At 42.2% G+C, this 16,195-nt stretch carries 16 protein-coding genes; 1 reads left to right on the plus strand and 15 read right to left on the minus strand.

Annotated features, from left to right (window positions below):
* Window positions 1-67: 67 nt before the first annotated feature.
* On the plus strand, window positions 68-922 hold the full coding sequence (locus tag DZC72_RS07730) for a YihY/virulence factor BrkB family protein (RefSeq protein ID WP_125222263.1): 855 nt from the start codon (window positions 68-70) through the stop codon (window positions 920-922).
* Here the strand turns inward: DZC72_RS07730 and argH are convergent.
* From argH to DZC72_RS07805, 15 genes are all read right to left on the minus strand, one after another.
* A complete protein-coding gene (argH, locus tag DZC72_RS07735; protein ID WP_125222264.1) occupies window positions 919-2,199 on the minus strand; it encodes an argininosuccinate lyase in 1,281 nt (426 codons plus the stop codon). The two genes, DZC72_RS07730 and argH, sit on opposite strands and share 4 nt — an antisense overlap.
* Before the next feature lie 67 nt (window positions 2,200-2,266).
* Window positions 2,267-3,331: a M20 family metallo-hydrolase gene (locus DZC72_RS07740; RefSeq protein ID WP_125222265.1), complete on the minus strand. Its 1,065-nt coding sequence runs from the start codon at window positions 3,329-3,331 to the stop codon at window positions 2,267-2,269.
* Window position 3,332: 1 nt separating this feature from the next.
* Window positions 3,333-4,112: an acetylglutamate kinase gene (argB, locus tag DZC72_RS07745; protein ID WP_125222266.1), complete on the minus strand. Its 780-nt coding sequence runs from the start codon at window positions 4,110-4,112 to the stop codon at window positions 3,333-3,335.
* A 1-nt stretch (window position 4,113) separates the two neighbouring features.
* Window positions 4,114-4,866, minus strand: a complete 753-nt coding sequence (locus DZC72_RS07750; RefSeq protein WP_243641674.1) for an SDR family NAD(P)-dependent oxidoreductase — start codon at window positions 4,864-4,866, stop codon at window positions 4,114-4,116.
* A gap of 2 nt (window positions 4,867-4,868) precedes the next feature.
* On the minus strand, window positions 4,869-5,807 hold the full coding sequence (locus tag DZC72_RS07755) for a Rossmann-fold NAD(P)-binding domain-containing protein (protein ID WP_125222267.1): 939 nt from the start codon (window positions 5,805-5,807) through the stop codon (window positions 4,869-4,871).
* Entirely contained in the window at window positions 5,804-6,568 is a 765-nt protein-coding gene (proB, locus tag DZC72_RS07760; RefSeq protein WP_125222268.1) for a glutamate 5-kinase, read from the minus strand. The genes DZC72_RS07755 and proB overlap by 4 nt, the downstream gene beginning before the upstream one ends.
* Before the next feature lie 247 nt (window positions 6,569-6,815).
* On the minus strand, window positions 6,816-7,964 hold the full coding sequence (locus DZC72_RS07765; RefSeq protein ID WP_243641702.1) for a glutamate-5-semialdehyde dehydrogenase: 1,149 nt from the start codon (window positions 7,962-7,964) through the stop codon (window positions 6,816-6,818).
* Window positions 7,965-8,008: 44 nt separating this feature from the next.
* A complete protein-coding gene (locus tag DZC72_RS07770) occupies window positions 8,009-9,136 on the minus strand; it encodes an aspartate aminotransferase family protein (protein WP_125222270.1) in 1,128 nt (375 codons plus the stop codon).
* 142 nt (window positions 9,137-9,278) lie between these two features.
* Window positions 9,279-10,073 (minus strand): pyrroline-5-carboxylate reductase, encoded by a 795-nt coding sequence (proC, locus tag DZC72_RS07775; protein WP_125222271.1) that lies wholly within the window; start codon window positions 10,071-10,073, stop codon window positions 9,279-9,281.
* Window positions 10,074-10,195: 122 nt separating this feature from the next.
* On the minus strand, window positions 10,196-11,170 hold the full coding sequence (gene argC, locus DZC72_RS07780; RefSeq protein WP_125222272.1) for an N-acetyl-gamma-glutamyl-phosphate reductase: 975 nt from the start codon (window positions 11,168-11,170) through the stop codon (window positions 10,196-10,198).
* Entirely contained in the window at window positions 11,163-12,350 is a 1,188-nt protein-coding gene (argG, locus tag DZC72_RS07785) for an argininosuccinate synthase (protein WP_125222273.1), read from the minus strand. Before argG ends, argC begins: the two co-directional genes overlap by 8 nt.
* Before the next feature lie 39 nt (window positions 12,351-12,389).
* Window positions 12,390-13,010, minus strand: coding sequence for a GNAT family N-acetyltransferase (locus DZC72_RS07790; protein WP_125222274.1), 621 nt, complete (start codon window positions 13,008-13,010; stop codon window positions 12,390-12,392).
* 239 nt (window positions 13,011-13,249) lie between these two features.
* Entirely contained in the window at window positions 13,250-14,593 is a 1,344-nt protein-coding gene (locus DZC72_RS07795; protein ID WP_125222275.1) for a mannosyltransferase, read from the minus strand.
* Between the two features lie 167 nt (window positions 14,594-14,760).
* Window positions 14,761-15,306: a cupin domain-containing protein gene (locus tag DZC72_RS07800; RefSeq protein WP_125222276.1), complete on the minus strand. Its 546-nt coding sequence runs from the start codon at window positions 15,304-15,306 to the stop codon at window positions 14,761-14,763.
* A gap of 87 nt (window positions 15,307-15,393) precedes the next feature.
* Window positions 15,394-16,194: a helix-turn-helix domain-containing protein gene (locus DZC72_RS07805; protein WP_125222277.1), complete on the minus strand. Its 801-nt coding sequence runs from the start codon at window positions 16,192-16,194 to the stop codon at window positions 15,394-15,396.
* Between the last annotated feature and the right edge of the window lies 1 nt (window position 16,195).

Below are 16,195 nucleotides of genomic sequence, written 5' to 3' on the forward strand. Positions count from 1 at the left end.
AATTTCCGATATGGGTCAAGGAAATTGGATCGATTAAAATACCTTCAAAAAAGCCAAATGGAATAGAATGAAATTTAGTTTAAAACAGCTTCCAAAATTATTGTGGACGACTTTTAATACATGGCTGGACAAGGAACCATTTAAAATAAGTGCCGTAATAGCATACTACGCCATTCTCTCCCTACCAGGACTTTTAATAATCATACTTGAGATTGTTGGTTCCATTTGGGGAAGAGAAATTGTTCGTGGGGAACTATTTTCTGAGATATCCTCTGCCATGGGCCCAGAGACGGCACAGTCCATTCAGGGAATATTGGAGAATACCGGGAGTGAAAATACCTCTACATTGGCGACAATTTTAGGAATATGCGTGCTTGTTTATGGGGCAACCGGTGTTTTCTACCAACTACAAAATGCCTTGAACGGTATTTGGGGCGTGTCGCCAAATTACTCAAATGAACTTTTGGCCACTATTTTTGGTAGGTTGAAGAGCTTTGGATTTATTTTGATTTTTGGTTTTCTTTTGCTAATCAGCTTTGTGATTACCTCGTTTCTTTCAGCTTTTTCCAGGCAATTGTCGCGCTTGATGTCCACCACTGTGGTAGGCTGGACCTTTGTAATGGACGTCCTGTTATCGTTGGTTTTTATTTATTTCCTGTTTGCCGCCATGTTCAAATTCTTGCCAAGTAAAGCGGTCAAGTGGAAAGCGGTAAAAATAGGGGCGGCACTTACCGCGCTTTTGTTCTTACTAGGGAAGTATGCCCTTGCCTTTTATTTTGGGAAAGCGGAACCCGGTTCAACCTATGGTGCCGCAGGATCTGTTATTATAGTAATGCTATGGGTTTCCTACTCCAGTCTCATCGTTACTTTTGGCGCACAGTTTACCAAAATTTACTCGGATAGGTTCGTTACTTCAAACTAACCTATTTTATCCATTTTCGACTTGATTTCTGCTAGGCAAAGATTGCCCAAACTCCCTTCATGTGTATGTGAAATATCCCGTTTTGGGGTAAAGGTACCTTGCTGGATTTCCTGCCCCATTTTCTTATACGCATCCCTGAACGGCATTCCGTTTTGGACCAACTCGTTCAAAGTGTCTACACTGAACAGATAATCGTATTTTTCATCTTCCAAGATGTCCTTATTTACTTTGATTTCCGCCAAGCTGAACGTAAGTATTTCCAAGCAAGCCTTCATATCCTGGATGGCAGGCACAATGATTTCCTTGACCAATTGAAGATCTCTGTGGTAACCACTGGGCAAATTGTTGATGACCAGGCTCAATTGGTTGGGGACGGATTGTAGTTTGTTGCATTTTCCCCTGACCAGTTCAAAGACATCCGGATTTTTTTTATGGGGCATAATACTGCTTCCAGTGGTCAACTCGTCTGGAAAGGAAATAAAATTGAAGTTTTGGCTCATGTAAAGGCAAATGTCCATCGCCATTTTAGATAGGGTGGACGCGATACTTGCCATCCCAAATGCCGTTGCCTTTTCAACTTTTCCACGTCCCATTTGGGCGGCTACCACATTATATTTTAGGGTTTCAAAGCCCATTTCCTTTGTGGTGAAGCTTCGGTCTATTGGAAAGGAACTTCCGTATCCAGCTGCACTCCCCAAGGGATTTTGGTCGGCCACTTTGTAAGCAGCTTCTATAAAATAAAGATCGTCTATCAAGCTTTCGGCATAGGCGGAAAACCACAGCCCGAACGACGAGGGCATCGCTATCTGTAAGTGGGTATATCCAGGGAGCAAGACGTCCTTGTACGTATCTGCCTTTTCCAAAAGCAGCTTGAATAATGACTTGGTCATGGATTTAATTTCAGACAACTCAACTTTCAGATATAAATGCATTGCCACCAAAACTTGGTCGTTTCTAGATCTGGCCGTGTGGATCTTTTTGCCCGTATCGCCCAAACTCAAGGTAAGCATGTATTCTATTTTGGAATGCATATCCTCAAAGGAGGGCTCAATGGTGAAGGTCCCCCTTTCTATTCTTGAGGCGATGGCATCCAATTCCTTGACCAGGTCCTGGGTTTCCTTTTGTGTCAAAAGACCGATTTTTCCTAGCATTTTCGCATGTGCCTTTGAGGCGATCACATCATATTTTGCCAGTTGTAAATCCAGTTCCCGATCGTTACCAACCGTGAACTGGTCTATTTTTTTATCCGTGCTAAATCCTTTGTCCCAGAGCTTCATCGTTGTTCAAATTCAATTTCAAGTGCAAACATCAAGTTCAAAAAATTTGTGTTTGAACTTGTGTTTATTATTTAATAAATCCTTCTAATATCTTAATATACAAATCAATGCCTTCCTCAATTTCGCTTACATATATAAATTCATCGGCGGAATGGGAACGGGTACTGTCCCCCGGTCCCAATTTTAAGGATTGGCAACTCAATGCCGCTTGATCAGATAGGGTAGGGGAACCGTAGGTTTTACGCCCCAAAGCGATGCCCGATTTTACCAAGGGATGATCCTTGTCAATGGACGAAGAGTTGAGTCGCAACGAACGTTCCTTCAATTCACACGGGGCTTCACGCTTCAACAAATCGGCGATTTCCTGATTGGTATACTTATCATTTACCCGAACGTCGACGACCAAATCTACCTGAGAAGGGACAACGTTATGTTGGCTCCCCGCGTTTACTTGTGTCACCGTCATTTTCACATCTCCCAAGACTTCCGATTTCCTGTCAAAAGAATAGTTTTTGAACCACTCCAATACTTCTATCGTATTATAAATGGCATTGTTATCGTTGGGGTGCGCCGCATGTGAAGGAGTTCCCCTTACCACGGCATCAAATACCACAAGACCTTTTTCCGCAATGGCCAGCTGCATGAGCGTAGGTTCCCCAACTATGGCGACGTCTATTTTGGGCAGACTGGGCAAAAGTCCCCGTAAACTGTTTTTTCCGGCATTTTCCTCTTCGGCCGAAGCGACCATCAAAATATTATGGTTCAGGTTTTCGGCATGATAAAAATAGGCGAAGGTTGCCAACAGGGAAACCAAACATCCCCCTGCATCGTTACTTCCCAGCCCGTATAATTTACCATCCTCAATATGGGGCTGAAAGGGATCTTTTGTGTATGCTTGGTTAGGCTTTACCGTGTCGTGGTGTGAATTTAAAAGTAAGGTAGGTTTGGCATTGTCCCAATACTTGTTCTTTGCAAAAATGTTGTTGTGAATACGCTCAAATGGAATATCCAGGCCCTTGAACCAATTTTCCAAGGCAGCCGCCGTACCTTCTTCCTCTTTTGAAAAGGAGGGTATGGAAATCAATTCCTTTAGCAGTTCTAAGGCCTTTTCCGTAAGTGTTCGTTGGTTCATTTTATAAGGTTATGGTCGTAAATAGGTCGTTGTTTTGGTCCAACATGAACATATTTCCCAAACAGACCGATTTTACGTTATTATGTAATGCATGGAAACAATTTTCCAATTTGGGCAGCATCCCGTCCGCAATTATGCCTTCGTGTAAAAGCTCCTTGTATTTTTTTGAATCGATGTGCCTAACTACCGATGCTTCATCGGTCACGTCCATCAAAACCCCCGGTTTTTCAAAACAGTAATAGAGTGTTGTGTCGTATTTTTCTCCCAATCCAATGGCCAATTCAGAGGCGATAGTGTCCGCATTTGTATTTAAAAGCTGCCCATTGCCGTCATGGCTCATGGCACAAAACACCGGGGTTAGACCTAGTGAAATCAGATTGGAAATAGTTGTTGTATTCACACCATCAATATCTCCCACAAATCCAAAATCGATTTCTTTAACCGGTCTTTTGTGGGCCTGTATACTATCAGCATCGGCACCGCTCAGACCAATCGCATTACAATGCTTGGACTGTAATTTAGCGACAATATTTTTATTGGTAAGACCCGCATAGACCATGGTAATAATGTCCAAGGTTTCTGCATCGGTAATTCTGCGACCGTTTACCATTTTGGATGCTATGCCCAATTTGGAAGCCAATTGTGTAGCTAGTTTGCCACCGCCATGTACCAAGATTTTAGGACCTTCCATTTCGGAAAACAAATGGATGAATCGCTCCATTTCGGCCTCGTTCTCAATGACGTTTCCTCCAATTTTCACTACTGATAGTTTCTTCTTCATTTCATGAATTTAAAATACCCCCATCAATGGTCATGGCCGTTCCCGTTATCCAAGAAGCATCTTCAGAAACCAGGAACAACGCTAATTTTGCTATATCATCAGGCGTTCCCAATCGATTCATTAAAGTGGATCGAGCCGCAATCTCCACCGCATTCGCCGGATTGTCAAAGGCTTTTGCGGAATCCCACAGTAATGGTGTGTCCACGGGTCCCGGACACATGGCATTTACCCGTACATCAGGGCCATATTCCACCGCCATTTGTTTCATCAAGGCTATGGCACCTGCCTTGGAGGCGCAGTAAGCTGGATGATTTGGGAAACTTTTAAACGCGGCAATGGAAGCATTGATCAATATGTTCCCTTTTGATTTTTGCAATTGCGGGATGGCATATTTGCTAAGATAAAAAATGGCACCCATATTGGTGTCCATCGTTTTATGCCAATCTTCTAAAGTGAGGTCGATTACGTTCCCCAGTCCTAAAATTCCAGCGTTCAAGGCGACTATATCCAAGGCTCCAAAGTTTGATATTGCCGCCTGAACCAATCGTTCATTGTAACTTGGCTCACAAACGTCACCCTCCAAAAAAACGGCATTCCCAAGGTTCGACGCAAGTTGGGTGCCTTCACCTTTATTTCTACCGGATAAAATTAATTTGGCGCCTTCCCCTGAAAATTTTGTAGCAATTGCCCTTCCCATACCACTGGTGGCACCGGTAACGATACATACTTTATTGCTCAGTTTTGCTTCAATCAAGGTTATAGGTTTTCCAGAATTTTCTTTAAAACGATTTGTGCGGAATACGTCCTATTATTGGCCTGTTCAATGACCAAACTTTGGTCGCTGTCCAAAACTGCATCTTCTACCACCACATTTCTACGAACTGGCAAGCAGTGCATGAATTTTGCTGAACCCAATTTTTCTTTAGTCATCATCCAGTCGGGATCCTGATTTAATACCTTCCCATAATCGGTATAACTGCTCCAATTTTTCACATAGACAAAATCCGCATTTTCCAATGCCTTTCGTTGATCATATTGAATGGTCACATTCTTGGTAATCGCCTCGTTCAATTCATAGCCTTGCGGGTGGGTAATGATAAAATCGGCATCTTGCTTTTGCATCATATCTACAAAGGAATTGGCAACTGCATGCGGTAGCGCTTTTGGGTGGGGTGCCCACGACAGCACAACTTTTGGCCTTTCTTTGGTATTGTTCTCGTCCAAGGTAATGGCATCTGCCAAGGCCTGTAAGGGATGGCCCACGGAACTCTCCATATTTACAATGGGAATGCCAGCATATTTTCTAAATCCGTTCAAGACTACTTCGGCTTCGTCCTGCTCTTTGTCAGTCAAGGAAGGAAATGCCCGTATGGCCACAATGTCGCAATATTGCGAAACTACTTGCGCGGCCTCCTTTATATGTTCCGAAGTATTTTGGTTCATGACGGTACCATCTCCATATTCCAGGGCCCAACCCTCGCTGCCAAAATTCATCACCATGACTTCCATGCCTAAATTCATAGCCGCTTTTTGGGTGCTTAAGCGCGTTCTAAGGCTGTTATTAAAGAATAACAAGCAAATGGTCTTGTTGGCTCCCAGATGTTTGTCGGCCCTTGGTTGGGATTTCAATATCCGTGCTTCTTTGACCCATTCAGAAAGATCATCTATATCACTAATGGACAAGTAATTCTTCATATCTTAATTTTTGTAAAGTTCGATGAGCCTTCAATCGCATCCAAAATAAAATTATCCTTGAGACCGTTCACGATCCAAGTTTCAATGTGGGCTTTTTTCGCGATTTTAGCCGCTTGCAGCTTGGATTCCATGCCTCCCGTACCATGTGAGGATTTTTCCGCACTGATTTCCTTTTCCAGTTCGTCTATTTCATGGACTTCCAAAATGGTACTTGGAAGAGGATCATTGATGGTTTCCTTGACATAAATACCATCTGTATTGGTAGCTATGATGAGCAAATCTACTTTTAGAAGACTTGCGGTCAATGCGGCCAATTTATCATTGTCCCCAAATTTAATTTCGTCGGTCGCCACGGTATCGTTCTCGTTGATAATGGGAATAAAATTATTTTCCACCAAAACATTGATGGTGTTTCTTATGTTTTCTTTGGATTCAGGTTTTTCAAAGTCGGAATAAGAAAGTAAACATTGGGAGGTAAAAAGTCCCAACTCCCTAAAATTTTCTTGGAAAATCCGCATGAGGTGGGGCTGCCCAATAGCGGCCAAGGCCTGCTTAACGGTAATTTCCTGCCCATTATGCTCCAATTTCACGAATTGCTTGGCGGCCGCAATAGCACCTGAACTAACCAAAATAAATTCATAGTCATTCTTTAGCTTTGCAATTTGCCGGGCTATATCCTCGATCTTACCTCTGGAAATTTGGTCGGTTTCCTTGGTAAGGGTGTTGGATCCTATTTTTAGCAATATTCTTTTTTTGGACATTTTTTATTCGCTATTCGTCGTTCGCGAGACGCTTACCGCTGTTCACTGTTGGTTTTTCCTAGGGGATGATCTCTTTTTTCTAATTATTTCTAATTTCACGTTAGTTGTTTTATGCTTCTACATTTTCCTTTCTGAATGCGACATTGGATTCCATTGATTCCATATATAGGTCTCGACAGCGCTCGACCTGACAGATTAATTTTTTTTACCATCAACCATCAACCATCAACCATCAACCATCAACCATTTACCTTACCTGCCCATTACCTTTCACATACCACTTGTTGGTTACCAAATGTTGAAGCCCTATGGGTCCTCTTTGATGTAATTTATCCGTACTAATGGCCAACTCCCCGCCAAGACCAAATTCACCCCCGTCCGTAAAACGGGAGGAAGCATTGTGATATACGGCCGCCGAATCCACGGACGTCATGAACGTTTCCGCTTTTTCCTCATTGTTCGTGACAATCACTGCAGAATGTCCACCTCCGTAGGTGTTGATGGTGTGTACCGCTTCTTCCAAATCTGGAACTTGGCCTATTAATATCTTATAATCCAAAAATTCCTCGTACCAAACTTGGGCATCGGGCATTACGGATGTTCCTTCCAAGCCTTCCAGCTTTGCGTCTGTCAGAATCTCGACCTTATGCTTTTTCAAGGATTGTATCAGATGTTGCAAAAACTCCTGTTTTCTATGTAAATCCCTTGAAATAAGAACTTTGTCCAAGGCATTGCATGCCGAAATCTTCGAGGTTTTCCCATTGATGATAATGTCGAGGGCCATCTGTAAATCGGCATCGGTATCCACATATACAAAATTGTTGCCCCTACCACTTACAATGACCGGGCAGCGGGCATGTTTCTTTACAAAGGCAATCAGTTTTTCCCCGCCCCTAGGGACTATCAAATCCAATTTCTGGGTCGGATTTTCCAAAAAGGCCTGTGTCTGAGTACGGTCGAACTCCAAATAGGTTACCCAATCCTTAGGACAATCATGTTCCTCTAGGGCTTTGTGCCAAAGGTTTACCAAGAAAAGGTTGCTGTTCAAGGATTCCTTACCACCTTTTAATAAAATTTTGTTTCCCGATTTAAAAGCGATTCCCGCCGCTTCAATGGTAACATCTGGTCTGGATTCATAGATAATCAAGATGGTTCCAAAAGGAGCCGTTTTGTTACTGACCTTTATACCGTTTTCATGGGAAAAGGCAAAACGTTCGATGCCCAACGGGTCCGGTTCCTTAGCTAATTTTTCCAAGGAGGAAATCATCCCATTAACCTTGACGTCATCCACTTTTAATCGGTCGCCCATGGCCAGATCTGCCCCATTGTAATTATCCATATCCAATTTGTTGGCGGAGAGCAAGGCCGTTTTTTCAACAGAAATCAATCGTGCCATGGTCGTAAGCACGGCGTTTCTGGTCGTTATGTCCAACTGTTTGTTCACTTCAATGCGGTTTTTAAGGCCTCAAAAAATGTATCGATATCCTTTTCTGTGATGTTTAGTGCGGGAAGAACCCGAAGCACATATTTGTCCTTGGCACCACCCGTAAATAAGTGGTGGTCGTAAATCAATTTTTTTCGCAAGGGACCCACTTCAAAACCAAATTGCAGCCCTAGCATCAAACCTTTGCCTTTCACCCTCTTCACTTGGGGTATTTCGGTAGCCTTTTTTGTAAAGTAACTACCTAGTTTGGCCGCATTTTCCACCAATTTCTCTTCCTCGATTACCTCCAAAACGGCCAAGGCAGCGGCACAGGCCAAATGATTGCCCCCAAAAGTGGTACCCAACATCCCATGACTTGCCTTAATACTTTCATGCAAAAGTATTCCGCCCACCGGAAATCCATTCCCCATACCCTTGGCGATGCTGATAATATCCGGTTGTATTCCATGATGCTGAAAACCAAAGAATTTTCCACTTCTGCCGTAACCTGATTGTACTTCGTCAGCTATAAGCACCACCTCATGTTCCTTACACAGGGAGGCGATATTCTGATAGAATGGTGTGGAAGGCTCGTCCAGGCCGCCTACACCTTGAATGGCTTCAATGATAACGGCACACACATCGCCCTTACTCAGCTCCTTTTGCAGGCCGTCCAAATCATCCAGTGCCAAAAAGGTAACTTGTTGCTGCTTGTTTATAGGTGCGTTGATGGAAGCATTGTCCGTTGCGGCTACCGCGGCGGAAGTCCTGCCGTGAAAACTATTTTTAAAGGCGACGATCCGGGATTTTCCCGAAATAAAGGAAGCCATCTTTAGGGCATTTTCATTGGCCTCTGCGCCCGAATTACAGAGGAAAAGATTGTAATTTTCACAACCGGAAAGTTTCCCCAATTTTTCGGCCAGTTCTTCCTGAATGGGATTTTGAACGGCATTGCTGTAAAACCCAATTTTGTCCAATTGGTCCTTTATCCTTTTTACATAGTGCGGATGTGAGTGCCCTATGGAAATCACTGCATGACCACCGTAAAAATCCAAATATTCATGTCCTTTATCATCGGTAACCACGATTCCCTTGGCGGAAACGGGAGTTACATCGTATAATGGGTAAACGTCGAATAGTTTCATATAATAGTTGTTCGTTGCTGGTTGTTGGTTTTTGGTTGTTCTTTCTTGGAACAAGTTCAAGTTCAAATGTCAAGAGTAGTTTCTTACGTTCTATTTGAATCTTTCACTAATTCGCTAACTTACCAGTTCACTATTTCACTTTTTATCGTTTCTTAAACTCGGTTATTTTATCATAGGAGGCCACGATACCCTGGATCAAGGATGAACTTAAGCCTTGGTGTTCCATTTCGTTCAGTCCTTGTATGGTACACCCCATGGGGGTGGTAACCCTGTCTATTTCTTCTTCCGGATGGTTGCCACTTTCTATCAAGAGTTTTGCGGCTCCGTTGCAGGTGTGCATGGCCAATTCCTGGGCTTCTTTCGCGTCAAAACCCAATTGAATGGCACCTTGGGTAGTGGCACGGATCAGACGCATCCAGAAGGCGATTCCACTGGCACAGATTACCGTGGCCGCCTGCATTTGGGATTCCGGTATTTCCATGGAATGGCCCATCCTATTGAAAATAGCTTTGGCCAAATCGATCCGTTTTTTTCCTTTTTCATTGCTGCAGATGCAGGTCATGGATTCCCCTACTGAAATGGCCGTATTGGGCATACTTCGTATAATATAACGGTCTGTTCCAATTACTTCCTCGATCCTTTTCAACTCAAAACCTGTGATGGTGGAGATAATGACATGATTGTCCGTGAAGAGGTCTTTCACACTTTCCAGAATACTTGCAAAATGCCCTGGCTGTACCGCAAAAATCAGGATATCGCATTTGGCCACCGCTTCCCTATTGTCAGCCGTGACAGTGACATTGCCATATTTCTCATATTCAGAAATGGACCTTACATTACGTTTGGTCAGGTACATGCTCGTGGCACCGTTACTGTTCAAAATGCCTTTGGCTATGGAAAGGCCCAGATTACCTGCTCCTATGATCGCTATTTTCATTTCCCTTTTTCGTTATCCGTTGTTCGTTGTTCGTTTTTCGTTGTTGGTTGATGATGGTGCTCTGGAAACTTTCGGTTTTATGCACTATTCCACTATTCCACTATTCCACTATCTCACTATCCTTAAAACACCCCTGCCTTCAAATTTAACCCCAGGTTTTCTTCCAAACCTAAAATTAAATTCATGTTTTGTACCGCTTGCCCAGACGCGCCTTTCAATAAATTGTCGATGGCCGAAGTTATCAAAAGCGTATCATTATGTTTATGCAAGTGGATATGGCAATGGTTGGTATTCACCACCTGTTTTAGACTAATAGGTTCTTCCGATACATGCGTAAAAAGGGCATCGGTATAATAGTCTTTAAAAAGCTCCTTGGCATCTTCCAATGAACCTGAAAAATCCGTGTAAGCTGTAGCGAAAATGCCCCGTGTAAAATTTCCCCGGTTTGGTAGAAAAAACAACTCGCCAATAGGTTGCTGAAAAGAACGTAGGCTTTCGTTGATTTCCCCTAAATGCTGGTGTGTAAAGGGCTTGTACCAGCTTACATTGTTGTTTCGCCAGCTAAAATGTGAAGTATCCGACGGACTTACACCCGCACCCGTGCTTCCCGTGACCGCGTTTACATGGATCTTGTCCGATAACTCACCGGCCTTTGCCAAGGGCAAAAGCGCCAGTTGAATCGCCGTGGCAAAACATCCGGGATTGGCGATGTATTGGGCATATTCAATATCGGAAGTATTCAATTCTGGCAAACCGTAAACAAATTGTTTTCCGTTAAAATTGGCATCGGCCTGTAACCGAAAATCGTTGCTCAAATCGATGATTATCGTCTTTTCGGAAAAGGTGTTGTCCAATAAAAATTGGGAGGAATTTCCATGTCCCAGGCACAGGAAGACAACATCCACTTCCAGATTCACGGTTCCGGTAAATTGCATATCGGTCAGCCCTAAAAGGTCGGGATGCGCAGTATCCAAACCCTTACCGGCCCTGGTAGTGGAATAGACAAAATCGATTTCCACTGCAGGGTGATTCAATAATATACGTATGAGTTCCCCCCCAGTATATCCCGAACCTCCTATGATGCCCGCTTTAATCATTGCCTTGATTTACGTGGTTGTATATTTTTCCTGCGTTGGACTGAATTTTAATAAAGCCTTTGGCTTCCTCAGCCGTCCAACCTTTGTTCATTTCGCCATAACTACCAAAGGACGCATTCATAAGATCATGCGGGGATGAGATACCGTTCAATCGAAACTGGAAGGGATATAGACTCACGAACACATCGCCAGAAACTGTTTTTTGGGTATCGGTCAAAAAGGCTTCAATATTACGCATAACGGCATCCAAATATTGCCCTTCGTGCAAAAGCATGCCGTAGAAATTTCCTTGTTGTTCTTTTTGAAACTGTTGCCATTTGGTCAAGGTATGTTTTTCCAAAAGGTGATGTGCCTTAAGAATGATCAAAGCGGCAGCTGCCTCAAAACCTACCCTTCCCTTAATTCCAATGATGGTATCCCCAACGTGGATATCCCTCCCAATGGCGTATTTGGATGCCATGGCCTCCAATTTTTCGATGTTTTTCACGGGGGTATCCGCAACTCCGTTAATGGCAACCAGTTCCCCTTGTTTAAAAGTCAGTTTAACATCGGTTGGCGTTTTTTCCTCCAACTGGCTTGGATAGGCACTATCCGGCAGGGCTTTATCGGATGTCAAGGTCTCCTCTCCTCCTACGGAAGTTCCCCAGAGGCCTCTATTGATACTGTACTTTGCCTTTTCCCACGGGTAATCCACCCCGTTTTCCTCTAAGTATTTGATCTCGACTTCCCTTGCCAGTTTATTGTCTCGGATAGGGGTAATGATTTCTATTTCCGGAGCAATGATCTGGAAAATCATATCAAAACGCACTTGGTCGTTGCCTGCACCCGTACTGCCATGGGCGATGTATTTGGCCCCTATTTTCTTGGCATGGTTGACTATTTCAATGGCCTGTACGATCCGCTCCGCACTTACGGAAAGGGGGTAGGTGTTGTTCTTGAGTACATTTCCAAAAATGAGGTACTTTACTACCTTGTCGTAAAAGGTCTGCACGGCATCGATAGATGTATAGGAACTAGCTCCCAATTGCAACGCCTTTTCTTCTATGGTTTTAATCTCTTCAGGAGAAAAGCCACCGGTATTTACACTTACGGCATGTACTTCAAATCCTTTATCCTTTGATAAATATTTTGCGCAATAAGAGGTATCCAATCCTCCGCTATAGGCTAATACTAATTTCATTTTTATTTACTTATTCCCCAGTTATTAGGGATGGTTTGATTACTTTTTTTCTTTATTAAAAAATAGGGCTTCCTTGATGCTTTTGAGCCTTTTAAAGGCTTTGCTACTTATCTCCTTCCGATTCTTATCCTTTTCCTTTTGCTCAGGGTCGTACAACATACCTGTACATAGGCACATTTTACGTTCGGTACGTGTGAGGATATCAAAGTTTTTGCAGGTTTGGCAGCCCTTCCAAAATTCAGGGTCGTCCGTAAGTTCGGAAAAGGTTACCGGTTGGTATCCAAGATCATAATTAATTTTCATTACTGCCAACCCCGTGGTAATCCCAAAAATCTTGGCATTGGGGAATTTCTCTCTACTGAGTTCAAAAATCCTACCCTTTATGGCTTTTGCGAGTCCTTGGCCCCGGTAATCGGGATGTACGATGAGTCCGGAATTGGCCACAAATTTCTCATGCCCCCATACTTCGATATAGCAAAATCCAGCAAATTTCTCCCCGTCCAAGGCGATGATGGCATTACCGTTGGATAGCTTTTTCTGGATGTATTCAGGAGTGCGCTTTGCAATACCTGTTCCCCGCACTTTGGCTGATTCCGCTATGGTATCGCAAATGATCTGTGCGTATTTAAAGTGTGATTCGTTAGCAACAACTAGCTTCATTGCTATAAATTAAGATTAAAAAAGAAATAAAAATAAGATTTTGCTCGTGCGGAAATGGACTCACCTAATTCCATTAAAAGTTTATAACCCTTACGGGCGTCTACGGCGAGATACGAACGGACTGATTGGAGTACTGATACTCTTGGAAATCGAAATGTAATGGTTCTCGTTCATTATGAAAGTAAAAGTACAAATTAAATCCAACCTATCTAAACGAGGAAGGAATTTTTACAAAATGGCTACTTTTTGTGAAGTTGTGCAACAACCTCATACACAATAAATCCAATTACCACAGTGTATTCCAAAGACAATAAAAGCAAATTCTCCTTATTGTCCACTTGTGAATAGGCAAAATAACTTAGTACGATCATTCCTGTCCAAATGACGGGATATTTGACCGAGTTAAAGACACCCAATAGTAATACGGAAATAATATACCAAGGATGGACCGTTGTAGAAATCATGTAGTACAGGGTGAGCAACCACATCATGGAAGAAATTAATTTTAGAAGGTCCCTATTGTTTCTTAGGAAGGTCAGAAGTATGGCGGTTGCCAAGGTAATATAGGGAACGATCTTCCCGTAGTCTTTGATAAAATCCCAAGATTTCTCGTCCATGGATATGGCAATTTTCTTGGCGAGGTTATAAATTCCGGCATTAAATTCAAAATTTGAAAACCAAAGTCCGACAGTTTTTGAATAGTTGGTTAGAAAGGCAGGGTCATAAAAAGGCAGAAACAATAGAAGGGAAATACCTCCGATAATAAGATAAAATGGCAGGCTTTTTTTTAGTCCGAAATATTTTAAAAACAAAGGCAAAAAAAGAATCGGCACCAATTTTACCGAAATAGAACAAGCCATTACGACTCCTGCCAGTTGCCATTTATTTTGGGAAAGCAGATAAAGCGCCCATACCAAAAAGAACAACATAATACCCTCAAAATGAAGGTTCCCTGTTAGTTCAACGATGACCAAGGGATTTAAAAAGTACCAGCAGATAAGATGTGGGGACTTATTGAGGTTTTTTAAGAGTTTTCTTCCGAAATAAAAAATACCTAGATCGGCAAGTATGGTAAAGGCCCGCATGACCATTATGGAGCCCAAAATGCTTTTACCGCCCAGCATGGCGGCCAGGGCAAAAAACAGCTGATGTAATGGAGGATAACTGCTGTAATGTTTAGCACTTAGGCTACCCATTCCTTGATAGAGTTCCTGGGCATTTGCAATGGGCAGTCCCAGATTTTCCATTAAGGCGTTTGGGGTTTCCAAATAAGGGTTTATGAAATTCACCACCAGTTCGCCATCCCATATAAACCGATAAAAGTCCTGGGACAAATGGGGTTCTATTGGTATAAATACGAGCCTGAATAATACACCGGAAACCAAAAGAAACCTAAAGTTCCATTTTTCAAATTGGATAAGCTTCCAAGAAAAGAAGAAAAGCGCGGCAAAAAGCGTAAAAAGTTTAAAGTAATCCGTGCGCTCCAATTGATACGCCAAGGTGTAATAAAATACTAACGAGAACAGCGCAAAAAGTAGGGGCAGTTTGTGGAGTTGAAGATACGTTGTTAACCTTCTTGGCACGGTTATTTGGTTTGGTTTAAGAACATGCTAATTTACTCGATTTTTTAGCGATGCTTTCTTTTAAATCCTATTAATCTATAAATCAGGATTTTCAATATCAAAAACCATAAATGAAAAACGGACGGTCATTAGAGGACCATCCGTTGGATGATAAATAATTTTTTCCCTTAAACGAAGCTTATTCCATACCTTCCGCAAATTTCACCAACTTTTGCCAAATCTGGTGAACCTGGAGGCAATTGGGCCAACTCGTGAAACATTACCTCAATACCGGCGGGAAAGGCGGAAGTAATCATTTTAGCTTTTTCCGTTCCTACTACCTTCCAAGCATGGGGTACATTTTTTGGGGCAAATGCAACGTCCCCAGCTTTCAATATAGAGGTTTTTCCATCTACCATTATTTCTACCTCTCCCTTAATCACGCGAAAAATTTCATCTTCTTTGGTATGGATATGGGGCGGTATACCCGCACCCGGTTCAACATTGTCTACCCATTCCATAATCTGATTCCCCGTTTCACTTCCTAAAATTTTGTGGGTTTGAATATCACCAATAACATTAATGGTTTCACCCTCGTCATCCTTAATAATTTTGGGGTCATTCTTATTTTCAACTGATAGGTTTTTTTGAGATTTGCCACTTAATAATTGTGGAGCGATTAGGGTTACGCCCAATCCCATTCCCGTTGCCTTAATAAATTTTTTTCTGTCCATGTTCTTAAGTTTTACGGCAAGTTAAGGGCATACAGGTATTAGCTTCCTATGAAAAACTCCGTAAAGCCTTAGATTTTGGGACTTTTATTATGCTCGGTGCATGGAAGGCGTAAAACCGGTGTGTTGTTTGTAGAAGTAGCTAAAGTAATCCGCTGATGAGAATCCAAGACCAAACCCAATTTCCTTGATGCTTTTATCCGAAAACTTAAGTTGATGGCGAGCCCTCATAATACGCTGTTCTGTTATTAGACTCTTAGCGGTTACTCCCAGGACCTCTTTGACACATTCGTTCAAGTATTTGCTACTTATATTTAGGATATTGGCATATTCCTCTACTTCATGCAGTTCACAGACATGCTTATCCATCAATTTTTTATATTGATAAACAATGGATTTCTTGCTGTTGTTCTCTGAAATGACCGATTTAATATTGCATTGACCATCACAGTACACAAAAAATGTGTTCAAAAGTGAGATGATAGCATCTTCTTTATGGTTTAGGTGGGAATCCACCAGTTCATCTATCATCTCTAAAATACCGTAAACTCTTTTTTCTATCCCCGGGGCCAAATTTATTTTTGGAATTTCTTCTCCTGAAAACAAGCGAACTTCATTGATATGGAGTTTGCTCAATAAGGGATTATTCAATATTTCTGGCGTCAGATACAATATATATCCGTTAGAAATATCACTTTTTCGCTTACTTATTTCCCAATCGGTCTTTGGATGAAGAAAAAAAATGGTGTTTGCCGCATTCATATAGGTTTCACCATCTATTTTTATCCAATCAATATTGTTTTTTAGTAGACAAACAGCAAAACAACCCGCATATTTTTTAACGGTTTTTTTATGGATAATGGGCTCTATGGCGATTAATTGAGGTTTCATC

Origin of the sequence: Maribacter algicola (assembly GCF_003933245.1) — a bacterium.
GTDB classification, from domain to species: Bacteria; Bacteroidota; Bacteroidia; order Flavobacteriales; family Flavobacteriaceae; genus Maribacter; species Maribacter algicola.